The sequence below is a fragment of the Blattabacterium cuenoti genome, assembly GCF_014252275.1.
Taxonomy (GTDB): domain Bacteria; phylum Bacteroidota; class Bacteroidia; order Flavobacteriales; family Blattabacteriaceae; genus Blattabacterium; species Blattabacterium cuenoti_O.
The window spans coordinates 117,706-143,455 of sequence record NZ_CP059214.1; the positions used below are offsets into that span (position 1 = coordinate 117,706).

Annotated in this window: 20 protein-coding genes and 1 tRNA gene; 17 read left to right on the forward strand and 4 right to left on the reverse strand. The window is 28.4% G+C overall.

From position 1 onward, the window contains the following. The first annotated feature begins 186 nt into the window (after positions 1–186). Positions 187–501: a cytidine/deoxycytidylate deaminase family protein gene (locus tag H0H42_RS00570; protein WP_317167343.1), complete on the forward strand. Its 315-nt coding sequence runs from the start codon at positions 187–189 to the stop codon at positions 499–501. A 7-nt stretch (positions 502–508) separates the two neighbouring features. Next, positions 509–596: transfer RNA gene (locus H0H42_RS00575), tRNA-Leu, on the forward strand. A gap of 9 nt (positions 597–605) precedes the next feature. Here H0H42_RS00575 and ureC read toward each other — a convergent pair. Next, positions 606–2,318: an urease subunit alpha gene (gene ureC, locus H0H42_RS00580; RefSeq protein WP_185868598.1), complete on the reverse strand. Its 1,713-nt coding sequence runs from the start codon at positions 2,316–2,318 to the stop codon at positions 606–608. Then, entirely contained in the window at positions 2,315–2,944 is a 630-nt protein-coding gene (locus H0H42_RS00585; protein ID WP_185868599.1) for an urease subunit gamma, read from the reverse strand. The genes ureC and H0H42_RS00585 overlap by 4 nt, the downstream gene beginning before the upstream one ends. Positions 2,945–3,236: 292 nt before the next feature. Between H0H42_RS00585 and thrA the strand changes: the two genes are divergently transcribed. The 3 genes from thrA to thrC are packed head-to-tail and all read left to right on the forward strand — an operon-like array spanning position 3,237 to position 8,005. Then, positions 3,237–5,684: a bifunctional aspartate kinase/homoserine dehydrogenase I gene (gene thrA / locus H0H42_RS00590; RefSeq protein WP_185868600.1), complete on the forward strand. Its 2,448-nt coding sequence runs from the start codon at positions 3,237–3,239 to the stop codon at positions 5,682–5,684. A 5-nt stretch (positions 5,685–5,689) separates the two neighbouring features. Next, the gene (locus tag H0H42_RS00595) at positions 5,690–6,655 is read left to right on the forward strand and encodes a homoserine kinase (RefSeq protein ID WP_185868601.1); all 966 of its coding nucleotides are present in this window, start codon (positions 5,690–5,692) and stop codon (positions 6,653–6,655) included. A gap of 21 nt (positions 6,656–6,676) precedes the next feature. Beyond that, complete coding sequence (gene thrC / locus H0H42_RS00600) at positions 6,677–8,005, forward strand: threonine synthase (RefSeq protein ID WP_185868602.1); 1,329 nt, start codon at positions 6,677–6,679, stop codon at positions 8,003–8,005. Positions 8,006–8,023: 18 nt separating this feature from the next. On the opposite strand, the gene H0H42_RS00605 is transcribed toward thrC, so the two are convergent. Next, positions 8,024–8,833 (reverse strand): thymidylate synthase, encoded by an 810-nt coding sequence (locus H0H42_RS00605; RefSeq protein WP_185868603.1) that lies wholly within the window; start codon positions 8,831–8,833, stop codon positions 8,024–8,026. 58 nt (positions 8,834–8,891) lie between these two features. On the opposite strand from H0H42_RS00605, the gene H0H42_RS00610 reads away from it, so the two are divergent. Genes H0H42_RS00610 through H0H42_RS00620 form a run of 3 tightly spaced genes read left to right on the forward strand, consistent with a single transcriptional unit; the run spans position 8,892 to position 10,884 of the window. Further along, positions 8,892–9,830, forward strand: coding sequence for a ribose-phosphate diphosphokinase (locus tag H0H42_RS00610; protein ID WP_185868604.1), 939 nt, complete (start codon positions 8,892–8,894; stop codon positions 9,828–9,830). A gap of 2 nt (positions 9,831–9,832) precedes the next feature. Beyond that, positions 9,833–10,432: a 50S ribosomal protein L25 gene (locus tag H0H42_RS00615; RefSeq protein ID WP_185868605.1), complete on the forward strand. Its 600-nt coding sequence runs from the start codon at positions 9,833–9,835 to the stop codon at positions 10,430–10,432. Continuing rightward, on the forward strand, positions 10,429–10,884 hold the full coding sequence (locus H0H42_RS00620; protein WP_185868606.1) for a nucleoside deaminase: 456 nt from the start codon (positions 10,429–10,431) through the stop codon (positions 10,882–10,884). The genes H0H42_RS00615 and H0H42_RS00620 overlap by 4 nt, the downstream gene beginning before the upstream one ends. Here H0H42_RS00620 and H0H42_RS00625 read toward each other — a convergent pair. Then, complete coding sequence (locus H0H42_RS00625) at positions 10,877–11,527, reverse strand: DedA family protein (protein WP_185868747.1); 651 nt, start codon at positions 11,525–11,527, stop codon at positions 10,877–10,879. The genes H0H42_RS00620 and H0H42_RS00625 overlap by 8 nt on opposite strands. A 233-nt stretch (positions 11,528–11,760) precedes the next feature. Here H0H42_RS00625 and aroB point away from each other — a divergent pair, with 233 nt between their 5' ends. From aroB to purF, 9 genes are all read left to right on the forward strand, one after another. Continuing rightward, positions 11,761–12,846 (forward strand): 3-dehydroquinate synthase, encoded by a 1,086-nt coding sequence (aroB, locus tag H0H42_RS00630; RefSeq protein ID WP_185868607.1) that lies wholly within the window; start codon positions 11,761–11,763, stop codon positions 12,844–12,846. Between the two features lie 23 nt (positions 12,847–12,869). Then, positions 12,870–15,320, forward strand: a complete 2,451-nt coding sequence (gene gyrA, locus H0H42_RS00635; RefSeq protein WP_185868608.1) for a DNA gyrase subunit A — start codon at positions 12,870–12,872, stop codon at positions 15,318–15,320. 170 nt (positions 15,321–15,490) lie between these two features. After that, the gene (ruvB, locus tag H0H42_RS00640) at positions 15,491–16,453 is read left to right on the forward strand and encodes a Holliday junction branch migration DNA helicase RuvB (protein ID WP_185868609.1); all 963 of its coding nucleotides are present in this window, start codon (positions 15,491–15,493) and stop codon (positions 16,451–16,453) included. Between the two features lie 74 nt (positions 16,454–16,527). Continuing rightward, the gene (locus tag H0H42_RS00645; RefSeq protein ID WP_185868610.1) at positions 16,528–17,829 is read left to right on the forward strand and encodes an adenylosuccinate synthase; all 1,302 of its coding nucleotides are present in this window, start codon (positions 16,528–16,530) and stop codon (positions 17,827–17,829) included. Between the two features lie 12 nt (positions 17,830–17,841). After that, on the forward strand, positions 17,842–19,257 hold the full coding sequence (purB, locus tag H0H42_RS00650) for an adenylosuccinate lyase (RefSeq protein ID WP_185868611.1): 1,416 nt from the start codon (positions 17,842–17,844) through the stop codon (positions 19,255–19,257). A gap of 52 nt (positions 19,258–19,309) precedes the next feature. Continuing rightward, a complete protein-coding gene (locus H0H42_RS00655; RefSeq protein WP_185868612.1) occupies positions 19,310–23,011 on the forward strand; it encodes a phosphoribosylformylglycinamidine synthase in 3,702 nt (1,233 codons plus the stop codon). 29 nt (positions 23,012–23,040) lie between these two features. Beyond that, a complete protein-coding gene (gene purE / locus H0H42_RS00660) occupies positions 23,041–23,523 on the forward strand; it encodes a 5-(carboxyamino)imidazole ribonucleotide mutase (protein ID WP_185868613.1) in 483 nt (160 codons plus the stop codon). After that, positions 23,520–24,266 carry a phosphoribosylaminoimidazolesuccinocarboxamide synthase gene (gene purC / locus H0H42_RS00665; protein WP_185868614.1) on the forward strand — a complete coding sequence of 249 codons (747 nt, stop codon included), beginning with the start codon at positions 23,520–23,522 and terminating at the stop codon, positions 24,264–24,266. Before purE ends, purC begins: the two co-directional genes overlap by 4 nt. 58 nt (positions 24,267–24,324) lie before the next feature. Then, positions 24,325–25,743, forward strand: a complete 1,419-nt coding sequence (purF, locus tag H0H42_RS00670) for an amidophosphoribosyltransferase (RefSeq protein ID WP_185868615.1) — start codon at positions 24,325–24,327, stop codon at positions 25,741–25,743. Positions 25,744–25,750: the final 7 nt, after the last annotated feature.

Here is a 25,750-nt window from a genome sequence, read left to right on the forward strand (position 1 = left end):
TTTTTTATAAATTTTTTTTAAAAAATTTATTTTTGTATTTTTCATGGTTTCTATTCTTTTCATGACTATGGAATTTATAAAAAAAAATAACAGAGACGTTATTTATATGAAAATGGCGATTGAGCAATCAACATATTCTGTTTGTAAAAAAAAAAAGTTGGTGCAGTAATTGTTTATGATAATAAAATTGTATCTCATGGGTATAATCAAACTCCATACGGATATCATGGAAAGTGCGAAGATGTTTATGGAGATACAAAATGGTATGTGATTCATGCAGAAGCTAATGCCATTTTTAAACTAGATGCAAGATTTCCAAAATTTTTCAATCATTCGATAATATACATTACACATTTTCCGTGCAAAGAATGCAGTAAATTAATATATTTATCAAATATTAAAAGGGTTTGTTATTTATACCCTAAAGAAGGAGTAAAAGAAACGATAAATTTTTTCAAAAAAGTTCATATATCTATAAATAGTATTTCTATTTTATCTTAAAACGATTACCCAAGTGGCGGAATTAGGTATACGCGCTGGACTCAAAATCCAGTGATATAATCATTATCATGCGGGTTCAAATCCCGCCTTGGGTATTTTTTTTACTAAAATAAGAAATACCTTTGAGCAAGGGGAACAACCTCAGAAGGAATGGATTGTATTTTTTCTCCATTAATAAATACACTATATTTTTTCGGATCAATTTCGATATTTGGAGTTTGTTCATTTAAAATCATATTTTTTTTACTAATGGTTCGACATCCTTTCACTAATCGTATTTGTTTATTAATTTCATTTTGAAAAAATATATGATTACTCATAGAATTTTTTGAAACAAAAAGACTACTTAATTTTGGATTAAAATATCCAAACATTTTTCGATACATAAATGGTTGAGGAGTTGGAATAGTGGCATTAGGATCTCCTAAAGCGGCATAGATAATCATTCCTCCTTTTATGACTAATTCTGGTTTAACTCCAAAAAAAGAAGGTTTCCATAATACCATATCTGCTATTTTTCCTACTTGTATAGAACCTACATATTCAGAAATACCATGAGTAATAGACGGATTAATTGTATATTTAGAAATATATCGTTTTACTCGGAAATTATCGTTCCTATTTTCCCTATCTTCCTTATTTATTGGACCTATTTGTTTTTTCATTTTATCCGCAGTTTGCCATGTTCTCGTTATAACTTCCCCAATCCTTCCCATAGCTTGAGAATCAGAACTGGTCATACTAATCGCACCCATATCATGGAGTACACCTTCAGCACTAATAGTTTCTGATCTTATTCGTGATTGTGCAAAAGCAATATCTTCTGGTAATTTATCATCTAAATGATGACATATCATCAACATATCAAAATGTTCATCAATAGTATTCCTTGTATAAGGCATAGTGGGTGTAGTAGAAGAAGGTAGAACATTTTCTAATGAAATGACTTTTAATAAATCAGGGGCATGTCCTCCACCAGCTCCTTCTGTATGATAGGTATGAATCGTACAGTTTTTAAATGCTTTTATGGTGTCCTCTATATATCCTGATTCATTCAATGAATCGGTATGGATATTTACTTGTATATCATATTTTTCGGATAGATCTAAACATTTTTCAATCACATGTGGAGTACTTCCCCAATCTTCATGTATTTTTAATCCTCCAGCACCAGCATCTAATTGTTCTATTAACGCGTTAGGATTGGAACTATTTCCCTTAGCAAGAAGAAGTAAGTTAACTGGAATATGATCAGTACTTTTTAACATATTTTTTATATTCCATGCTCCTGAAGTACAATTAGTTGCAATTGTTCCCGTAGCAGGTCCAGTTCCACCTCCAATAATGGTTGTTGTTCCGCTTTCCAACGCTAGGTTAAATAACTGTGGACATATATAATGAACATGACTATCAACACAACCAGCGGTTACAATGAAATTTTCTGAAGAAATTACTTCTGTTCCAACTCCGATGATCATATTATTATTGACTCCATCCATTATATCAGGATTTCCAGATTTTCCAATAGATACAATCATTCCATTTTTTATTCCAATGTCAGCTTTGACAATGCCCCAATAATCGATAATAATGGCATTTGTCAAAACTAAATCTAATACTCCTTCCTCTTTGGTGGCCGTCGCATGTTGTCCCATTCCATCTCGAATTACTTTTCCTCCTCCAAACACACATTCATCTCCATAAAATGTATAATCTTTTTCTATTTCAATCCAAAGGCAAGTATCTCCTAAACGAATTTTATCTCCTGTAGTAGGACCATACATATTTGCATAAGAAATTCTATCTATTTGTTTCATACTTTTGTATTTACTTTTCCTGAAAAACCATAAATTTTTTGATTTCCTCCTATTTTTACCAAATCCACTTTTTTTGTTTCTCCTGATTCAAAACGTATTGAACGTCCTGAGGGAACATCTAATCGATATCCTTGAGTTCCTTTTCTTTCAAAAAGAAGGAATCTATTAGTTTCATAAAAATGATAATGGGACCCCACTTGGATAGGACGCGTACCTACATTTGATACAATCCTATGAATTCTCCTTCTTCCAGAAAGGAGAGGAATATCTTCCTTCAATAATTTATATTCTCCCGGTATCATTTTATTTAGATATGATTTTATTTTTTTAATGGGATTATGGATAGTAACTAATTTTTTTCCATCTGGAAATGTAGCTTCTACTTGAACAACATTAAGTAATTCATCTACCCCATCCATAACTTGTTCATTGTTTAAAATACTACTCGATTCATTCATTAATTGTTTTACTGTTTTTCCATCTCTCGCACCTTCCATGATGTGATGAGTAATGAGTGCTAAAGATTCAGGATAATTCAATTTTACACCTCTTTTTAAACGTTTTTTTGATAATTCTCCCGCAACGTACAGAAGAATTTTTTCCTTTTCATAAGAAGTTAAATGCATATAAAAAAATTTTCTTTAGATATAACAAGTACTTACTCCATTTATTTAAGAACTACATATTCATTCAATAAAGAAGATTAAGGAATCATATCCAAGTTCTTTCTTTGAAGGAATCAAATCAAAGAAAAACTTATTTTTATGATCCACTTTCAGTCGATATTTACAAAACATTTTGATAAATTTAAATTTTATACAAACAAATCATAAAAAAACATATGTCTCCATAAATTATCATTATTTTTGTTAACATATTTATAATAATGGGAAAGATTGTAAAAAATAGTTAAAAATAATGCAAGTTTTAAAGTTTGGAGGAAGTTCTGTTGCTAATTCTCATTCCATAAAACGAATTTGTTCTTTATTAGAAAAAAAACCTAATGGAAAATATGCAATTATTGTATCTGCTTTAGGAAAGATAACAGATCAGTTAGTTCAATGTGGAAAATTAGCTTCTAACAGAAAGAATGTTTATAAAAATATATTAGAACACATAGAAATTCGTCATATTAATATAATTAGAGAATTATTCCCAATCACTTACCATAGTCATTTAATTAGTTGGATCAAAAAAAATATCAATGATTTAGAAAACCTTTGTGACGGAATTTTTCAAGTAGAAGAATTATCGAAACGTTCTTTGGATAAAATTATGAGTTTTGGAGAACTTAGTTCTTCATTTCTTATTTCAGAAAAATTAAAACAATGTGGTTTAGATGCTATTTGTAAGGATAGTCGAGATTTAATTACTACTGATTCACAATTTGGATGTGCGCAAGTAGATTTTATGAAAAGTAATCAACAAATTGATCAATTTTTTTTAAAAAATACATATAAATACGTAGTTTTTCCTGGATTCATTGGTGCTACTAGAAGAAAGGAAACAACAACCCTGGGAAGAGGAGGATCTGATTATACTTCTGCAATTATTGCTGCAGCTACATCTGCTAGATTACTAGAAATATGGACAGATGTAAGTGGAATGATGACAGCGAATCCAAAAATAGTGAATCAAGCTTTTCCTATCAGAGAAATATCCTATGAAGAAGCCATGGAACTATCGCATTTTGGTGCAAAGGTAATTTATCCTCCGACTATACAACCTGCTATGAAAAAGAACATTCCTATTCATATAAAAAATACATTTTTTCCCTTAGATGAGGGGACTATCATTTATATCAATAAAAATAAAAATATTAGTCAACCAGTAACCGGAATTTCTGGAATTCAGCAGATTTCATTAATTACTTTAGAAGGAAGTGGGATGGTTGGAGTTCCTGGATATTCAAAAAGATTATTCGCCGCTCTATCAAGAGAAAAAATAAATGTTATTTTGATAACTCAAAGTTCTTCAGAACATTCAATAACAACAGGAATTCATGAAACAGATGTTGTAAAAGCTAAATCAGCGATAGATCTTGAATTTTATCAAGAAATAAAACAAAAACGTATTGATCCATTAAGAATTGAGAAAGATCTTTGTATTATTGCAGTAGTAGGAGAAAATATGAAAAATCTTCACGGGACCAGTGGAAAAATGTTTTCTTCACTAGGAAGAAACAGTATTAATGTAAGAGCTATTGCACAGGGATCTACTGAAAAAAATATATCGGCCGTGATTCAAAAAAAAGATTTTAAAAAAGCATTAAATACCTTACACGAAGCATTTTTTAAAATGCCCACAAAACAGATTAATCTATTTGTTTGTGGATTAGGAAATGTAGGAAGCAAATTACTTGAACAAATCGATCAACAAAAAAATTATCTGTTGGAAGAATTAAAACTTCAAATGAGAGTTATAGGAATTTCGAATAGTAAAAAAATGTATTTTCATGATCATGGAATTAATCTCCGTCATTGGAAAGAATTTCTTAATCAAGAAGGAGAGAAAATGAATATAATTTCTTTCATAAAAAAAGTATGGAAGTTAAACTTAAGAAATAGTTTATTTGTTGATAATACTGCAAGTGAAGAAACAGCAAAAATTTACGGAGAATTTTTAAAACATGGAATTGGAGTAATCACTTGTAATAAAATTGCTTGTTCTTCAACTTATAGTCAATATAAAAAATTAAAAACACTTTCTAGAAATTTTAATGCTCCATTTTTATTTGAAACTAATGTTGGTGCTAGTTTACCGGTTATTAGTACCCTCAATGATCTAATTAATAGTGGAGATAAAATTCATAAAATAGAAGCTGTATTATCAGGAAGTTTAAATTTCATATTCAATCACTTCATTAATGATATTACTTTTTCAGAAGTAGTTCAAGAAGCTCAATTAAAAGGATATACAGAACCAGATCCTAGAATAGATTTAAGTGGATTAGACGTGATGAGAAAAATTCTCATTCTTGCAAGAGAGTGTGGTTCTTCATTGGAATTAAAAGATATAAATCAAACATCTTTTCTACCGAAAAGTTGTTATCAATCTAATTCGATAAAAAGTTTTTATCAAGAATTGAAAAAATATAATGAACATTTTTTAAACATACGAAATGTTTCGGAGAAAAATCAATCAAGATTACGTTTCGTTGCACGTTACGAAAATGGAAAAGCTTTCGTAGGATTGGAGTCCATTAAACGAAATCATCCATTTTTTCAATTAGAAGGAAAAGATAATATGGTTTTATATAATACTTCTCGATATGAAGAACAGCCTCTAATCATAAAAGGGGCAGGTGCTGGTGCAGAAGTAACTGCTTCGGGAGTTTTTTCTGATATTATTAAAGCTACTAAATAAAAATCATGAAGGCAATTAAAATATTTTCTCCGGCTACTGTGGCAAATGTAGTTTGTGGATTCGATATTATCGGATTAGCTTTAGATTTTCCAAAAGATGAAATTCATTTATATAAATCTAATCATCCTGGAATTCGAATAAATAAAATTTGTGGATCTTCATTGCCTAAAGATCCTAATAAAAACGTTGCGTTTGTAGCTTTACAATTTTTATTAGAAAAATATCAACAAAAACAAAAATTTCATCAAAAAAATGATCAAGATGAAAAAATAGGATTTGAAGTAGAATTAATAAAAAATATTAATCCCGGTAGTGGAATAGGTTCGAGTGCTGCGAGTGCCGCTGGAGTGGTTTTTGGCGCAAATATCTTATTAGGGAATCCTTTTAATAATATCCAATTAATTCGATTTGCAATGGAAGGGGAGCGTATAGCAAGTGGAACTGCACATGCTGATAATGTTGCACCTGCCATCATGGGAGGGTTGACTTTGGTAAGAAGTTATCAACCTTTAGATATTACAAGATTACATGCCCCTAATGAATTATGGGTAAGTATCATTCATCCACAAATTGAAATTAAAACATCTGATGCAAGAAACATTTTGAAAAGAAAAATATTAATGACAGATGCGATACGTCAATGGGGTAATATTGGTGCATTGGTAGCAGGATTGTATCAAGAAAATTATGCGTTAATTAGTCGATCTTTAGAAGATGTTATTGTAGAACCGATACGATCCATCCTTATTCCATCATTTTATGAATTAAAAATAAGATGCAAAGAAATTGGTGCATTAGGAGGGGGAATATCTGGTTCTGGTCCTTCGGTTTTTATGTTAAGCAAAGGAAATCAAACCGCAAAAAAAGTCACTGAAGTTATGAATCAAGTATACTCTTCCCTAAAAATTGGATATAAAACCTATACATCTCCTATTAATCAAGAAGGGTTGAAATGGATTAAGATTTTTTAATGAAAGAAAAATTAATAAAATATGTTGTATCACAGTTTAACAAATAGAAATAATTTATCTTCTTTTGAACATACTGTTTTATCTGGATTATCCTCGGATGGAGATTTATACGTTCCTCAATCTATTCCAAGATTGAATCCATCATTCTTTGAACAAATAACAAGTTATGATATTCATCATATTGCTAGAGAAGTAATTATTCCATATATTGGAAATTCCATTCCTGATGATAGAATAGAAGAAATTATTAAAAATACAATACAATTTGATTTTCCAATAAAGAATATCCATGATAATATTTATGCATTAGAACTATTTCATGGTCCTACTCTCGCTTTTAAAGATATTGGAGCAAAATTTATGTCTGAATGTTTAAGTTATTTTTATGAAAAAATAGGAAAAAAATTTACAGTTTTAGTTGCTACATCTGGGGATACTGGAGGAGCCGTAGCAAAAGGATTTAATAATAAAAGTGGAATTGAAGTTATTATTTTATATCCACATAATGGAATTAGTCCTTTACAGGAAAAACAAATTGCTTCATTAAATTCTTCTAATGTATTTGCATTAGAAATTTTTGGAAATTTTGATGATTGTCAAAAAATGGTAAAAAAAGCTTTTTCAGATAAACAAATAAAAAAAAAATATACATTAACATCAGCGAATTCAATTAATACAGCAAGATTATTACCTCAAATGTTTTATTATTTTTCTGCTTATAAAAATATAAAAGAAATGTATGGAGGGAAAAAAATAATTTTTTCGGTTCCTAGTGGTAATTTTGGAAACATATGTGCAGGAATGATCGCTGAAAGAATGGGGTTACCTATCCATGGATTTGTTGCATCTACAAACATCAACGATACTATTCCAAGATTCATGAAATCTGGAATATATCATCCTATTAATGTGAAAAAAACAATTTCTAATGCAATGGATATTGCCAATCCCAGTAATTTTCCAAGAATATGGAATTTTTTATATAAAAAAAATATGTTTTCATTGAAAAAGAAATTATCTTCTTTTCGATTTACCGATTATAATACATTGTCCATGATCAAAAAAGTCTGGAAAAATCATAAATATATGTTAGATCCACATGGAGCAGTTGGATATTTAGGAGCTACAAAATATTTATATAAAGATCCAAAAACTCCATATTTATCCGTTTTTTTGGAAACTGCACATCCCGTTAAATTTTTGGATAAAATTCCTTTTTCTTTGAGAAAAGAAGTTTTTTTTCCTAAAAAAATAAAAAAATTTTTAAAATCAATAGGAGAAGTAAAAAAAAATGCTATAAAAAATAATTTCAATGAATTTAAAAATTGGTTGTTAGATAGATCGATCTAAATAATCTATTTTTTAATTTTAAATAGCAATATCTCCTTTAATGTGTGAAAATGGATGGTAATTTTTTAATTGAAAATCTTCAAAAGAAAATTCAAAAATATTTTTTATCATCGGATTGATTATAATTTTTGGAAGATCTCTTGGATTTCTTTTTAATTGTTTTTTTACTTGTTTTATATGGTTCATATAGATATGCGCATCACCTATAAAATGGATAAACTCGTGTTCTCTAAAATTCAAGATATGAGCAATCATTGTTAACAACAAAGAATAGGAAGCAATATTAAAAGGTAGTCCAAGAAAAATATCCGCACTTCTTTGATATAGAAGTAAAGACAATTGTTTCTTTTCATTATCAACGAATAATTGAAACATGACATGACAAGGAGGTAATGCCATAAATTTAATCATTCCTACATTCCAAGAAGAGACAATAAGACGTCGAGAGGTTGGATTATATCGAATTTCTTTGATTACGTTGGATATTTGATCAACACATATTTCATTTCCACGATAATATGTAGGCCATTTTCTCCATTGATATCCATATATAGGTCCTAATTCTCCATTCTTATCAGCCCATTCATTCCAAATTGTTACTTTATTATCTTTCAAATATTGTATATTAGTATCTCCTTTTAAAAACCAAAGAAGTTCATGGATTATGGATTTTATACTCATTTTTTTAGTAGTTAACAATGGAAATCCTTTCTTTAAATCAAATCGCATTTGATATCCAAATATACTTTTGGTTCCAACACCGGTTCGGTCGTTTCTTTTTTTTCCATGTTGCAAAACTTGTTGTATCAGCTCCAAATATTGTCTCATGATTTAAAAATATGTTTATTTTTTCTTTTAGAAGTATTTTTGCATAAAAAATATAGATATGAATCAAAAAGTTCTCTTTTTCTCTACAAGACGTGGATTGGAATTATCTAAAAATATATCTCAATATTATGGAAAATTACTTGGAAAAGTAAAGTTTCTAGAATTTAGTGATGGAGAATATATTCCACATTTTCAAGAATCTGTTCGTGGTTGTAGAGTATTTTTAATTGGATCTACTTTTCCTCCAGTCGATAATCTCATGGAACTCCTATTAATGTGTGATGCTGCTAGGAGGGCATCTGCTTATAACATAACACTGGTAATTCCTTACTTTGGATGGGCAAGGCAAGATCATAAAGATCAACCAAGAACGCCAATTGCAGCAAAACTTGTTGCACAATTAATGGTCTCTTCTGGAGCTACCAGATTAATCACTATGGATTTACATGCAGATCAAATACAAGGATTTTTTGATATTCCTGTAGATCATTTATATGCTTCTAGAATTTTTATTGATTATATTAAAAAATTAAATATTGATCGTCTAACTATCGCTTCTCCAGATATGGGTGGAGCAAAAAGAGCAAGAAGCTATGCAGGATATTTAGGAACAGATGTAGTGATTTGTTATAAAGAAAGAAAAAAAGCAAATAAAATAGAATTCATGAATCTTATAGGAAAAGTAAAAGGAAAAAATATCGTACTGATAGATGACATGGTAGATACTGCAGGAACATTAACAGAAGCCGCAAATTTAATTAAACAACAAGGAGCATTGAGTGTTCGTGCAATTGCTACACATCCGGTATTATCAGGAAATTCATACGATAAAATCTATCAATCTTCTATTGAAGAATTAGTAGTCACAGATACTATTCCTATCAAAAAACATCAAACAAATCAAAAAATACGTGTCATCTCTTGTGCTCCACTTTTTGCAGAAGTGATGAAATCTATAAAAAATGATGAGTCCATAAGCAATAAATTTATAATTTAAGTATGAAACAGGTAAATATATACGGTAAAAGAAGAGATATTGGAAAAAAAACAGTCCGTTTTCTTCGACGTTCAGATCAAATTCCATGCATTTTATACGGAAAAAATATCAACATTCCATTTTCAATTTCATTGGAAGAAATCAAAAAAATCATTCATAAGCAAGAGGTCTATAGAGTAGTGATAACCATTGAAAATTATGAAAAAAATATCCATACAATCCGTAAAGAAGTACAATTTGATCCTGTTAATGACCATCCACTTCATGTAGATTTTTATAAATTCGATGAATTAAAACCTGTTGTGTTAGAAATTCCATTAAAATATACCGGAAGACCAATTGGAGTTTCTAAGGGTGGTCTCTTTTATTCTCCTATAAAAAAATTAAAAATCAAATCTTTACCAAAGAATATTCCAGATTATATAGAATTGTCTACTGATAAATTAGACATTGGTGATAAAATAACAGTGAAACATTTACATAATGAAAAATATGATATTTTACATCCTTCAAATACAATGATAGTGAAGATTACAACATCTCGAATAATTGCAAAGAGTTCTAAAGAATCAGAAAATCAGGTAAAAGAAAATTCATCATGAAAAAAGATATGTTCTTTATGAACATTGCATTTCAAGAGGCTTGTATTGCATTTCATAAAAATGAAATTCCTATAGGTGCTGTGATGATTCATAATAATTTTGTAATTGCAAAAGCACATAACTTAACCGAAAAATCAAAAAATATTACAGCACATGCTGAAATTATAGTACTAAATCTAGCTTCTCATTATTTAGAAAAAAAATATATGACAGAATGTACTCTTTATGTGACTATTGAACCATGCGTTATGTGTGCAGGTGCTTTGTTTTTATCTAGAATGGGTAGATTAGTTTATGGAGCTTCAAATCATTCCAATCTAGGATTTTTAGGGTATGGAATACGATTGCATCCTAAAACTACTTTTAGTTCTGGAATTATGGAACAACAATGCAAATTATTAATGAAAAAATTTTTTCTTTCTATCAGAAGAAAAAAAAAAAAAATTAAGTAATAAATTTCTTTTTTTTGATTTTCATTGTTAAAATAAAAGGAACTGTTGTGATACATATAATAGCTACAATAATCCATTCAATATGGTCTTTGATTTCTGGAAAATGTTTATCTAAATAATGTCCAGATAACATAATGGAGTATGTCCATGTTAATGCACCAATCACGTTATAGATCATAAATTTTTTAAAATCTATATGTAGTATTCCGGCAACAATAGGAGCAAAAGTACGAAATATAGGAAAAAATCTACTAATGACCAATGCTATAGAATTGTATTGATTATAGAATAATTTTGCTAAGATTAAATGTTTCTTTTTAAAAAAGAAAGAATCCTTTTTTTGATACAAAAATTTTCCTGATTTATATCCTAACCAATATCCTTGTATGTTTCCTAATACTGCTGCTAAAGCAACGAGGAGAATAATCACAAAAAAAGGAATATTGTAAAAATTTTTCCGTAAATCTTCACCAAAAATTCCTGCTGTAAATAACAAAGAATCTCCTGGTAAAAAAAATCCAATAAACAACCCGGTTTCTGAAAATACAATAGCTAAAAGAATCAATAATGCTGTATTTCCAAAATGCACAAAAATCCACCTAGGGTTTAGTAAATGATTTAAAAAATCAAGAATATCGGAGATTATGAAACAATAATCATAAAAATTATGTATTTGCATTTTTTATTTTTTGAATATCTTAAGATATGTTTCATTAAAATTTTCTAATTATCATGGAATATTTATTCAAATTTATTAATCTTTTAGGATGGTTACCTAATTTATTGTTTTTAATAATAGGTTTTATTTTTATAACTTATTGGTTGTATAACATATTTCATTTTAATAGTTAATGATTTTATAAAATTTTGAATGATGTGAAAATCAAAAAAGGATCTATTTTTTTTAAAAAAGATGCATATCAAATTTTAAACTTTTATTTAAATCATCATATTGATGATAGATCCAATCTATTTATTTTAGTAGATAATATAACTGAAAAATATTGTATTCCTATACTTTTTCATTCTATAGATCTTTTGAAAAGATCGCATATTATTCGTATTCAAACAGGAGAAAAAGAAAAAAATATACATACTTGTATTCAAATATGCAATCAATTAGAAAGATGGAAAGCGAATAGAAAAAGTTTGATCCTCAATTTAGGAGGTGGTGTGATAACGGATATCGGAGGATTCGTATCCTCTATTTTTAAAAGAGGAATACGTTTTATTAACATTCCTACTACATTACTTGGTATGGTAGATGCCTCTATAGGAGGAAAAACAGGGGTAAATTTAAATACTGTAAAAAATGAGATAGGATCTTTTTATAGTCCAGAATTTTTAATCATTGATATAAATTTTTTGCAAACCCTGTCTAATGAGGAAATTCTTTCTGGTATGGCAGAAATGTTAAAACATGGATTAATATCGGATAGAAGTTTTTGGATAAAAATGAAAAATCTATTTTATATCGAAAAAATTCATGAAAAAAATGTTATAACAAACAAAAAGAAATGGGAATCATTAATTTCACAATCTATTTTAATCAAAAAAAATATTGTAGATCATGATCCTCAAGAAAAAGGATTACGTAAGATTCTCAATTTTGGTCATACCATTGGTCATGCGTTAGAAAGTTATTTTATTATGAATAATCAAAAAATAACTCATGGAAAAGCCATTGCGATGGGAATGATATGTGAATCATTTATTTCAAATAAGATAAATGGATTATCCATGCAAGATTATAAAGAAATAAATTTTATTTTTTCTAAATTGTACTCATTAGAAAAAAATCAAATATGCGAAAGAGAAATAGACCATCTGTTTCCTATTATGGAAAATGATAAAAAAAATGAAAATAATCAGATTCTATTTTCTCTTTTAAAGAGGATAGGAGAATGCTTATACAATTGTCCTGTTTCTTATTCGTTGATCAAAAAAAGTTTTATGTATTAATTGTTTTAATATTTTATAAAAAAATGATTGAAGGTGAAAAATTAATTTCCATTAATATTGAAGATGAAATGAAATCATCTTACATCGATTATTCTATGTCTGTGATAGTTTCTAGAGCTCTTCCTGATGTAAGAGATGGATTAAAACCTGTTCATAGAAGAGTTCTTTATGGAATGTATCAATTAGGGCTTCTATCTAAAAATCCATATAAAAAATCTGCTCGTGTAGTTGGAGAAGTGTTAGGAAAATATCATCCTCATGGAGATGTTTCAGTGTATGAAACAATGGTCCGTATGGCACAAAAATGGTCATTGCGTTATCCATTAATTGATGGACAAGGAAACTTTGGATCCTTGGATTCTGATCCTCCCGCAGCAATGCGTTATACAGAAGTAAGGATGGAAAAAATCTCTGAAGAGATGTTATTAGACATCCAAAAAGGAACCGTGGAGATGCAATTGAACTTCGATGATTCTTTGGAAGAACCTAGCATATTACCAACACGTATTCCAAATCTTTTAATCAATGGATCTTCTGGAATTGCAGTCGGTATGGCAACAAACATCCCACCTCATAATTTAAAGGAAACCATTCAAGCAATTTGTGCATATATAGAAAGTGATAATACCCTATCCGTAGAAGAAATTATAAAATATATTAAAGCGCCTGATTTTCCTACAGGAGGAATTATTTACGGATATGATGGAGTTAAAAATGCGTTTCATACTGGAAGAGGTCGGATTGTTTTACGTGCTAAAGTTCACTTTGAAGAAATACAAGGAAGAAAATGTATTGTGGTCGATGAAATGCCTTATCAGGTGAATAAGTCCGATATGATATCAAAAACTGTTGAATTAATAAAAGAAGGAAAAATGGATGGCATTTATCAAATACGTGATGAATCTGATAGAAAAGGATTACGTATTGTATATATCCTTAAACAAAATGCAAATCCCAATGTATTATTAAATAAATTATTTCAATATACTTCTTTACAAACTTATTTCAATGTTAATACTATTGCTTTAGTGAACGGAAAACCCGTTCAATTGAATATAAAAGATTTAATTCAAAATTTTGTCGATCATCGACATGACGTGATTATCCGTCGAACAAAATATGAGTTAACAAGATGTCAACATCGTCTTCATATTTTAAAAGGATTTTTAAAGATATTGAATCATTTAGATACTATGATTCAATTAATTAAAGAATCTAAAAGTCGACATGAAGCTTGCGAGAGATTAATTCGTAAGTTTAACATATCGGAAAATCAATCAAAATCTGTATTAGATCTTCGTCTTCAAAGTCTTACTTCTCTTGAAAGGGAGAAAATTCAGAAAGAATATCGAGATTTAGAAAGTAAACGAGAATTTTATAAGAAGGTACTGGATCAATACTCTTTAAGAACAGAAATTATTAAACAAGAGTTATTAGAAATTAACAAAAAATATCAAGATTCGAGAAGAACACAAATTGATCATTCAGGAAGAGAAGTCCATATGGAAGATCTAATTGAAAATGAACAAGTTGTCCTGACCATTTCTCATGCAGGATATATTAAGAGAACTTCTTTATCTGAATATAAACGTCAAGGACGAGGAGGAATTGGAAATCGTGGAGCAACAGCAAAAGAATCTGATTTTTTTAAACATTTACTCATAGCAACCAATCATCAACATTTGTTATTGTTTACAGAAAAAGGAAAATGTTTTTGGTTGAGAGTTTATGATATTCCAGAAGGATCTAAAATTTCTAGAGGTAGAGCAATTCAGAACATCATTAATCTTCAAACAGATGATAGAGTAAATGCTTACATATTAACTGGAGATATATCCGATAAAAAATATGTAAAAGATCATTATGTTGTAATGGTCACACAAAAAGGAGTAATCAAAAAAACATCACTAGAACATTATTCTCGTCCAAGAAAATATGGAATTAACGCCATTATTATTCGAAAAGGAGATTCTTTATTAGAAGCTTTTTTAACTAAAGGAAATAGCCAGGTACTTATCGCTTTAAATAGTGGAAGAATTATTCGTTTTTCAGAAAAAAAAGTTCGTCCTACAGGAAGAAATTCATCAGGAGTAATAGGAATTTCATCAAAAAATGAAAATATGGTCATTGGGATGATATGTGTAGAAGAAAAATGTCAAGGACAATTATTAGTAGTTTCTGAAAAAGGTTTTGGAAAAAGATCTCAATTAAAAGATTATCGATTAACCAATCGAGGAGGAAAAGGAATAAAAACCCTAAACATTACTAAAAAAACAGGAAATTTGATTTCTATCAAATCTGTAACAGAACAAGATGATTTAATGATTATAAAAAAATCAGGAATTATGATAAGAATTCCAGTATCAGATATCAGAATTATGGGTAGAACTACTCAAGGAGTACGATTGATAAATTTAAAAGAAAAGGATGCTATTGCGGATGTAGCAAAAGTATATAAACCAATTATGGATTGATTGTTGAATCATATTCTTTAATTTGAAGAAAAAAGAAATTAGAATGTGTTAAGATTGTCTTTTATGCATAAACAAATCGTTGATGATAAAATTGAATAGAACAAATATATTTATGAAACAATTGTTTTTTTTTAAATCAAAGAAAAATTAATCAACAATATTTCGTTGTTATGTCATGTTCAAATATTTATTTAAATCCAAAAAATATCCAAGAATTCATCGGAAAAGAATATTTATTGGAGAATCTTAATGTTTTCATCAAAGCTGCAAAAAAGAGAAAGGAAACTCTAGACCATATTTTATTTCACGGACCTCCAGGATTAGGAAAAACGACTCTTGCTCATATAGTAGCTCATGAATTATGTGTGAATATTACTGTAACATCAGGAGCAGTTTTGGATAAACCTAGAGATTTAGCAGGATTATTGATTCATTTAAAATTACATGACGTTTTTTTCATTGATGAAATTCATCGATTATCTCCAATCATTGAAGAATACTTGTATTCTGCGATGGAAAATTATAAAATAGATATTATTATTGATTCAGGATCTAACGCTAAATCGATCCAAATTGATTTATCTCCTTTTACATTAATAGGGGCAACTACAAGATATGGATTGTTAACCTCTCCCATGAGATCTAGATTTGGAATTAATTTTCGCATCAATTATTATAAAAAAGAATTGTTAAAAACTATTATACAAAGAAATGCTAATCTATTAAACATTCCCATTACAGATGAAGCTTCGTTCGAAATAGCATGTAGAAGTAGAGGGACTCCACGGATAGCTAATGCATTATTAAGGAGAATCCGTGATTTTGCTCAAATTAAAGGAAATGGAATAATTGATTTGAGCATATGCAGGTTAGGATTGCAAGCATTAAATGTCGATCGATATGGATTAGATGAAATGGATAATAAAATTTTGTATTCTATTGTTAATAATTTTCAAGGAGGTCCAGTAGGGATAAAAACGATTGCTACATCTGTCAATGAAAATCCAGAGACTTTAGAGGAAGTATATGAGCCATTTCTTATACAGGAAGGATATTTAATAAGAACTCCAAGAGGAAGAAAAGCAACAAATTTAGCATTTCAACATTTAAAAAATCGGTTACAAAAAAAATAAAATATTAATTTGATTCATTCATTTATAAACAATTCCTTTAACTTTGGTTCAAGTTTATAAAATATATTAAAATTATGCCTTCAAATGTTATTGTGGGGTTACAATGGGGAGATGAAGGAAAAGGTAAAATAACGGATTTACTTTCAAAAAATTCGGATTATGTCATACGTTATCAAGGAGGAAATAATTCAGGACATTCTATTCATGTAAAAAATCGTTATTTCGTACTTCATTTAATTCCTTCTGGAGTAATATATCCTAATGTCACGTGCATCGTAGGCGCAGGAGTGGTCATAGATCCCAAATCTTTCATTCAAGAAATCAAAAACTTAGAATCTATTGGCATAGATGTCTCTAAAGTATTTATAGAACATCGTGCGCATATTACTATGCCTTATCATTTACTGATCGATCAATATCGAGAAGAATCATTAGGAAAAAAAGCTATAGGAACTACACATCGTGGAATTGGTCCAACTTATGAAGATAAAATAGCACGTATAGGAATTCGTGCGTTAGATTTGTTGGATAAAAAGAATTTATATAAAAAAATACAATATAACGTTCATTTGAATAATGCATTAATTACGAAAATTTATAAAAAACCTCCTCTTTCATTTGAAGAAATTTATCATGAATATGAAGAATATGCCAATCTTCTATATAAACGAATTATAGATTCTATTTATCGAATTCATCGTGCTTTTCAAGAAAAGAAAAATCTTTTGTTTGAAGGTGCACAAGCCATGTTATTAGATATCAATTACGGTACGTATCCATATGTTACTCCATCTTCTACGACTACTGGAGGAGTGTGTACAGGAAGTGGAATTCCTCCCAATTTTTTGGAAAATTTTATAGGAATATCCAAAGCATATTGCACACGTGTAGGAAATGGCCCATTTCCTACAGAAATATTCAATCAAAACGTTAACAATCACATACAAAAAAAAGGAAATGAGTATGGATCTACTACACAAAGGATTAGACGATGTGGTTGGTTGGATTTGGTCGCTTTAAAATATTCTTGCATGATCAACGGAATTAATTGTTTAATTGTTACTAAATTAGATATACTTAGTGGATTAAACGTTTTAAAAATTTGTGTAAAATATAAAATTCATCATAAAATATTCAAAAATTTTCCTTCAGACATGCAAGGAAAAAAAATAGAATGTATTTTTTTAGAGTTTCCTGGATGGAAAGAAGATATTTCTTTTATTAAGGAATATGATCATTTACCAAAAAATTGCAAAAATTATGTGGAATACATTGAAAAATATCTTCAGTTAAAAATTGTACTCATTTCAGTTGGATCCGAAAGAAATCAAAATATTATAAAAAATAATCAATTATTCAATAAAATTTTTTCTTAAAAAATTTTTCTTGTGAACGAATACAAAAATCCTTTAGTAGAAAAATATAGTAGTAAAGAAATGTTATATAATTTTTCTCCTAAAAAAAAATTCATTATTTGGAGAAAATTATGGATTCATTTAGCAATGATTCAAAAAGAATTAGGACTCAATATTAGCGAAAAACAAATCAATGATATGAAAAAAAACTTGTATAACATTGATTGGGAACGAGTCGATTTTTTTGAAAAAAAATTTCAACATGATGTAATGGCACATTTATATGCTTTTGGAGAAAAAGCAAAAATTGCAAAACCTATTATCCATCTTGGAGTAACAAGTGCTTTTTTAGGAGATAATACCGATATTATTCTTATTCGTGACGGATTAAAAATTCTATTAAAAAAAATAATTTATGTTCTTTTTTTTATGAGAAATTTTTCATTAGAATATCATGATTTACCAACTTTGGCCTTTACTCATTATCAACCAGCTCAATTAACAACGTTAGGAAAACGTGCAACGTTATGGATGCAAAGTCTCATTATGGATTTAGAAGAATTAGAATTTCGATTGAATCATCTGCATTTTAGAGGTGTAAAAGGAGCTGTTGGAACTGCAGCAAGTTTCAAAGATTTATTTAATGGGGATATTAAAAAATTTCAATTGTTAGATAAAAAGATATCGAATATGTTTGGATTCCAAAATGTTTTCCCTGTTACTGGACAAACTTATGATAGAAAAGTCGATTCTCAAATATTAAATTTATTGTCCAATATTTCTCAATCGTCCCATAAATTTAGTAATGATATTCGATTGTTACAAAATCTCAAAGAATTATCAGAACCGTTTGGAAAAGAACAGATTGGATCTAGTGCAATGTCTTATAAAAAAAATCCAATATACAGTGAACGTATGTCCTCTTTATCCAAATATGTGATATCTTTATCGAATAGTTCAGCAATGGTTGCAGCAACTCAATGGTTGGAGCGTACTTTAGATGATTCTGCAAATAGACGATTGGTTATTGGACAGTCATTTCTTTCTGTAGATGCTATTTTAATGATTTGGAAAAATATAATTAAAGACATTGTAGTCTATCCTAAAGTCATTGAAAAAAATATAAATCACGAACTTCCTTTTTTAATTACTGAATATATTATTGTTGAATCAGTAAAAAATGGAGGAGATCGACAAGAAGTTCATGAAAGAATTCGAAAACATTCCATGAAAACACATTTTGATATGCAATGGAAAGGAGAAAAAAACCATTTTATAAAAAAAATTTTATGTGATGAAAAAATTCCAATATGTAAAGAAAAAATGAAAAAGATTATCAATCCTAAAAATCTTATTGGATTCGCTTCCGAACAGACGTTGGAATTTATTCAAAAAAAAGTAAATCCTTTTTTAAAAAAATATTATCAATTGATTGATAAAAATATATAACATGAAATTTTTATTATTTTTTTTGAAATAAGTATTATATTTTTTGAAAAAAATGAATTTTAAAATTTTTATAAAAAAAAAACGTCCTTTTAATCAAGATTCAAATGCATTATTTTATGAATTAATGGATTTAAATATTCCTATAAAGAAAGTAATTATATATCGTGTATATAAAATATGCAATGTTGACGAAACAACGTTTTTAGAAAGTTTACCAAAAATTTTTTTTGATCCTGTAACAGATATTTTTTATCAAAAAAAATATTTTCATCATCATTTTCCATTTTTTTCATTAAAAGATCAAGATAGATCTAATGCAGCAAAACAATGCATAAAAATTTTATATCCTGCATCTTGTATAAAAATCCATACATATTCAATTGTGGAATTGATAGGAATAAAAACAAAAGAAGATGTAGAAAAATCTAAAAAATATTTTTTTTCTAAATATTCAAATTTTTTTGATGTTATAAATAAGGTAGATTCTTCTTCCTTAAAGAAGGATCTTTTAATTAATTTTATTCATTTGTCCATGAAAGAATTAAAAAAACTTCATAAAAAGTTGGATTTATCGATCTCTTTTAAAGATTTACTATTTATAAAAAAATACTTTATTCAAGAAAAAAGAAATCCAAAAGAAATAGAAATACGTATTTTAGAAACCTATTGGTCAGATCATTGCAGACACATAACGTTTTTTACTTCATTAAAAAAAATACGTTTTAATGGAATTTTGAAAAAAAAATATCAACATATATTTAAAGAATACTTAAAAAATAAATCTTTTCTTGGAATTTCCCATCATCCGATTACTTTGATGGAATTATCTATACTTCCTTCTCAAATTCTTTACCAAAAAGGTAAGTTGAAACATTATTGTCCATCTAACGAAAAAAATGCATGTATGATGATGATCAATGTCGATGTTGATAATCAACGAGAGAAATGGTATTTGTTTTTTAAAAATGAAACGCATAATCATCCTACAGAAATTAATCCATTCGTAGGAGCTGCAACTTGCCTAGGTGGAGCAATCAGAGATCCATTATCTGGAAGATCTTTCGTTTATCAAGGAATTCGTTTAAGTGGATCAGCAAATCCTACCAATTCTACAACGTTTTATGATAAAATTCCTCAAAACAAAATTAGTAGAGAAGCGGCTATGGGATTTAGCTCTTATGGAAATCAAATAGGATTATCAACAACACATGTTCATGAAATTTATCATGAAGGATATCGTGCTAAACGAATGGAAATTGGTATGGTTGTAGGAGCTTCACCTATGCAATTTGTCAAACAAAAAACATTAAAAAAAGGAGACATTATTTTATTAATAGGAGGATTAACAGGAAAACATGGAATCGGAGATGCAACAGATTCTTCTAAAAAAAACAATAAAAGGATTAAAAAAAATAAGATTAATCAACAAAAGGGCGATCCTTTAACTGAAAGAAAAATACAAAGATTTTTTAGAAAAAAAAAAGTCACTTCTTTAATAAAAAAATGCAATGATTTTGGAGCAGGTGGTGGAGCAATTGCAATTGGAGAATTACATGACAGCATTGAACTTGATTTAGATCAAATACCTATAGATAAAAATCAAACCATGAACGAATTAGAAATATCTCTATCCGAATCTCAAGAACGTATGGCCGTTGTTTTACATCCTAAAAATGTTAATCATTTTATACAATTAGCTCATGAAGAGAATCTCATGGCCACTCCTATTGCAAAAATCACTGATAACAAACGTATTATTTTTTATTATCAAAAAAAGGAAGTTTTTAATGTCAAAAGTTCTTTTCTTCATACAAAAGGTTCAAATAAAAAACAATCCGTAATATTAGATTCACCTATAACATGTTCTCCTTTCAAAAAATCTAAACAATTGATTTTCAACAAAGAAAATTTTCTACATACTATTTCTAAATTAAATGTTGCATCTCAAATTCATTTAGTAGAAATGTTTGATAATACGGTAGGAGGAACTACCGTACTTATGCCATTTGGAGGAAAATATCAAATGACTCCTTCTGAAGGAAGTGTTCAAAAAATTCCTGTATTACATGGAAATACCAATACGGTAAGTATGGTATCTTGGGGTTTTCATCCTGATATTTCGAATTGGAGTCCTTTTCATGGAGGATCTTATGCAATTATCGAATGCATATCAAAAATTGTATCAATGGGGGGGGATTATAAAAATACGTACCTCAGTTTTCAGGAATATTATCAAAAGTTAGGGAATAATTCAAAAACGTGGGGAATTCCCTTTGCATCCTTAATGGGTGCATATCATACTCAAATGTCTTTAGAAATTGCTTCAATTGGAGGAAAAGATTCTATGTCAGGATCTTATAAAAATTTTCATGTTCCTCCTACATTGATTTCGTTTGGAATTACAACAGGATTTTGTGATCATGTAATTTCTCCTGAATTTAAAAAAATAGGTAATAAAATTTATTTATTTCATCATAGTCCATTAACGGACGAAATGCCTAATTTTGAATCTATTAAAAATGCATACAATCAAATTTATGATGGAATACGTTCCAAAAAAATAATATCAGTAAAAACGGTAAAAGATGGAGGAATATCAATTGCTATTGCACAAATGTCCTTTGGAAATCGTTTGGGGGCAATAATAAACTGTAAAAAAAATCTTTTGGATCTTCAAATTGGATCGTTAATTATAGAATCATCTTCATATCTATCGGATGATTTCATTTTAATAGGAAAAGTCATATCCAATAAATCGTTAATATTTAATGATGTATCTATTGATATAAATGTTGCACAATTCCATTGGTTGAAGACTTTATCTTCTGTTTTTTCTTTTGAACATGATAAAAAAGAAAAAAGAAACACTATCATCCAGAATCATATTGAAAAAAAAACAATTATTCATCAATCCGAATTCTCCACTGTTATAGGAAAATCTTCCTTTTATAAAGGAATTCCAAGAGTATTCATTCCCATATTTCCAGGAACTAATGGAGAATTTGAATCCATTCGTTCATTCCATAAAGTAGGTTCCATCATAAAAACTTTTGTATTTAAAAATATGAAAGATAAAGATATTCTAAATTCTATATTAGAATGTAAAAAATATATAGAATCTACACAAATTATTATGTTATGTGGTGGATTTAGTTATGGAGATGAACCAGACGGTTCTGGAAAATTTATAGCATCTATATTATATAATCCTCATATTCAAGAATCCATCCATCGTTTTTTAGAAAATGATGGATTAATATTGGGAATTTGTAATGGATTTCAAAGTTTAATTAAATCAGGACTGTTACCATATGGTAAAATTTGTTTAAGAAATGAAAACTCTCCTACATTAACATATAATAAGAGGAACAAATATATATCTCGATGTGTACACATAAAAATTCTATCTGATAAATCACCATGGCTCATGGGAATGAAAAATAATATATATACATTACCTATTTCTCATGGAGAAGGAAGGTTTTACGCTAAAAAAAACATGATAAAGGTTTTATTCGATCAAAATCAAGTTGCGTCTCAATATGTGAATACAAATGGACTTCCTAGTTTAAGTCCAACGGATAATCCCAACGGATCTGTAGAATCTATTGAAGGATTATTAAGTGTAGATGGAAAAATTTATGGAAGAATGACTCATCCAGAACGATGTGATCAAGGATTATTAAAGAATATTCCAAATAGTTCTCGAAATTCTCATTCTATTTTTAAAAATGCAGTACAATATTTTATGTAAAAAAAACGTTGAATAACCTAAATATTTTTATGAAAATTTCCATTTTTTTAGGAAGTGTATCGGATCAATCCATCATCAATCCTGCAATAGAACTCATTAAAAAATTCAATATAAACTACTCATGTTATGTAATTTCTGCACATAGATTACCAGATAGGTTAATTACACAATTAAAAGAAACATCATCTGATGGTACGGAGGTAATTATTGCTGTTGCAGGATTATCCGCTCATTTACCAGGAATCATTTCTTCAAGAACCATTTTACCTGTTATCGGTGTCCCCGTTTGTTCAACAAATGGATTATTAGGTGGAATGGATGCACTTTTATCTATGATTCAAATGCCTAAAGAAGTTCCTGTTTCTACCGTAGGTATTAATAATTCTTATAATGCAGCACTATTAGCTATTCGTATTCTATCTATAAAATATAGATGTATTAAAAATTTACTAATTACCTTCCAAATGCATAAAAAACAAAAATTGATAAATGAAATAAACATAAATTTATGAATTCCGTAATAAAAAAAAATCTTCTTATAGAAGGAAAAACAAAAAAAATATACTGTACAAATAATCCATTTGAAATTATTATACATTATAAAGATAATTTAACGTCTTTAAATGGTAAAAAAAATGAAATTTATCAGGATAAAGGAATATTAAATAACGAAATCAATACACATATTTTTCAATTTCTCAATTCTTGTGGAATCAACACCCATTTTATAAAAAGAATCAACAATAGAGAACAATTATGCATGAAGTTAAAGATGATCCCTTTAGAATTTGTTTTGAGAAATATTGTTTCTGGTAGTATGGCTCAACGGTTAGGTATTGAAGAAGGAATTAAAATAAACAAAAATGGAATTATTGAAATTTTTTATAAAAATGATCAATTACAAGATCCATTAATTAATGATCATCATGCAATATTTTTGGATATTATTTCTTATGAAGAATTAAATTATATATATTCTATCATGAAAAAAATCAATAATATTCTTAAACAATATTTTTTAAGCAAAAATATTATATTAGTAGATTTTAAACTAGAATTTGGAAAAAATACAAACAATGAAATTTCACTTGCTGATGAAATTAGTCCTGAAACCTGTCGTTTCTGGGATAAAATCACTATGAAAAAATTAGATAAAGATCCGTTTAGAAAAAATTTAACAACAAAACATATAGACATTATTGATGTGTACATGGAAATTTTAAAAAGACTCCATCATAATTCATCTTATCAATAAGAACAAAATAATTTTTTTGTAAAAAAAAAGGATGGAATTCTAACTATTTTAATCCATTATGAAAAAAGAGGATAGTAGTTTTCTTTCAGATAAATTCCATGAAGAATGTGGAATATTCGGAGTTTATTCCCCTTCTAAAATAGATACTTTCTCTTTAATCCAATTTGGATTATTTGCGTTACAACACCGAGGACAAGAAGCATGTGGTTTCTCTGTATTACGTGATGGATTTATTATTTCTCATAAAAATGAAGGGCTTGTTTTAGATTTTTTCCGTAAAATATATAATTCTGAATGTTACCATGGAAATGCTGCCATTGGTCATACGCGGTATTCCACTGAAGGAGGACAAAGTAAAAGAAATATTCAACCATTTTTTTGTGAAGATTCTTATGGGAAAAGTACCATTTCTATTGTCCATAATGGAAATTTAATCAATGCATGTAATATTCGGAAAAAATTAGAATCTGAGGGGGTTCATTTTATATCTGAATATTCAGATTCAGAAGTTATATTACGATTAATACAGAAATATTTATTGAAGTATAATAATTGTCTCAAAAAAGCAATCAAGAAGACAACAATGGATATTAAAGGAGCTTATTCCGTAATAGTCTTAATGAATAATAAAATAGCGGCATTTCGTGATCCTTACGGAATACGCCCTTTGTGTTATGGAATGTTAAATGAAAAAACATATCTATTTAGTTCCGAAACCTGTGGCATTGATTCTGTTGGAGGATTTTATATAAGAGATTTACTTCCAGGAGAATCCATTATTGTTGAAAAACAATCGGTTTATTTTTTTTCTTTAAAAAAAACAACATGGATCAAAAGAAGAATATGTTCTTTTGAATATATTTATTTTTCTCGTCCTGATTCTTTAATTGAAAATATAAATGTTTATGAAATACGTGAAAAAAGTGGTGAAAAACTTTATCAACAACATCCAGTAGAAGCAGATGTTGTAATTGGTGTACCAGATTCTGGAGTTCCTGCATCTATTGGATATTCTAAAGCTTCTGGAATTCCATTTAAACCTCTTTTAGTAAAGAATAAATATATTGGTAGATCTTTTATTCTTCCTAAAAAGGAAATGAGGGAGGAAATGGTAAATTTAAAACTCAATCCTATTTTATATGAAATTATAGGAAAAAGAATTGTGATTATTGACGATTCCATTGTTAGGGGAACAACTAGTAAAAGATTGGTCACGCTCTTAAGAAGAGCAGGAGCTAAAGAGATTCATTTTAGAAGTGCTTCTCCACCTATTATCGCACCCTGTTATTTAGGGGTGGATACTCCTATAAAAAAAGATCTCATTTCATATCAGATAAATCAAAATACTATGAAAAAAGTATTAAATGTAGATAGTTTAGAATTCCTAAGTATGGAAAATTTTATTGAAATTTTAGGAGGAAAAAGTTATTGTTTTGGATGTTTTACGGGAAACTATCCAGTCATAAAAAGTGATTAATAAATTC

What these genes read in the sequence shown, in the direction of transcription:
- ruvB (WP_185868609.1), top strand. Translation starts at nt 15,491, where the DNA reads ATGTCATGTTCAAATATTTATTTAAATCCAAAAAATATCCAAGAATTC.
- H0H42_RS00610 (WP_185868604.1), top strand. Translation starts at nt 8,892, where the DNA reads ATGAATCAAAAAGTTCTCTTTTTCTCTACAAGACGTGGATTGGAATTA.
- H0H42_RS00585 (WP_185868599.1), bottom strand. Translation starts at nt 2,944, where the DNA reads ATGCATTTAACTTCTTATGAAAAGGAAAAAATTCTTCTGTACGTTGCG.
- thrC (WP_185868602.1), top strand. Translation starts at nt 6,677, where the DNA reads ATGTTGTATCACAGTTTAACAAATAGAAATAATTTATCTTCTTTTGAA.
- H0H42_RS00620 (WP_185868606.1), top strand. Translation starts at nt 10,429, where the DNA reads ATGAAAAAAGATATGTTCTTTATGAACATTGCATTTCAAGAGGCTTGT.
- H0H42_RS00615 (WP_185868605.1), top strand. Translation starts at nt 9,833, where the DNA reads ATGAAACAGGTAAATATATACGGTAAAAGAAGAGATATTGGAAAAAAA.
- ureC (WP_185868598.1), bottom strand. Translation starts at nt 2,318, where the DNA reads ATGAAACAAATAGATAGAATTTCTTATGCAAATATGTATGGTCCTACT.
- purE (WP_185868613.1), top strand. Translation starts at nt 23,041, where the DNA reads ATGAAAATTTCCATTTTTTTAGGAAGTGTATCGGATCAATCCATCATC.
- purF (WP_185868615.1), top strand. Translation starts at nt 24,325, where the DNA reads ATGAAAAAAGAGGATAGTAGTTTTCTTTCAGATAAATTCCATGAAGAA.
- gyrA (WP_185868608.1), top strand. Translation starts at nt 12,870, where the DNA reads ATGATTGAAGGTGAAAAATTAATTTCCATTAATATTGAAGATGAAATG.
- purC (WP_185868614.1), top strand. Translation starts at nt 23,520, where the DNA reads ATGAATTCCGTAATAAAAAAAAATCTTCTTATAGAAGGAAAAACAAAA.
- H0H42_RS00605 (WP_185868603.1), bottom strand. Translation starts at nt 8,833, where the DNA reads ATGAGACAATATTTGGAGCTGATACAACAAGTTTTGCAACATGGAAAA.
- H0H42_RS00595 (WP_185868601.1), top strand. Translation starts at nt 5,690, where the DNA reads ATGAAGGCAATTAAAATATTTTCTCCGGCTACTGTGGCAAATGTAGTT.
- thrA (WP_185868600.1), top strand. Translation starts at nt 3,237, where the DNA reads ATGCAAGTTTTAAAGTTTGGAGGAAGTTCTGTTGCTAATTCTCATTCC.
- H0H42_RS00645 (WP_185868610.1), top strand. Translation starts at nt 16,528, where the DNA reads ATGCCTTCAAATGTTATTGTGGGGTTACAATGGGGAGATGAAGGAAAA.
- H0H42_RS00655 (WP_185868612.1), top strand. Translation starts at nt 19,310, where the DNA reads ATGAATTTTAAAATTTTTATAAAAAAAAAACGTCCTTTTAATCAAGAT.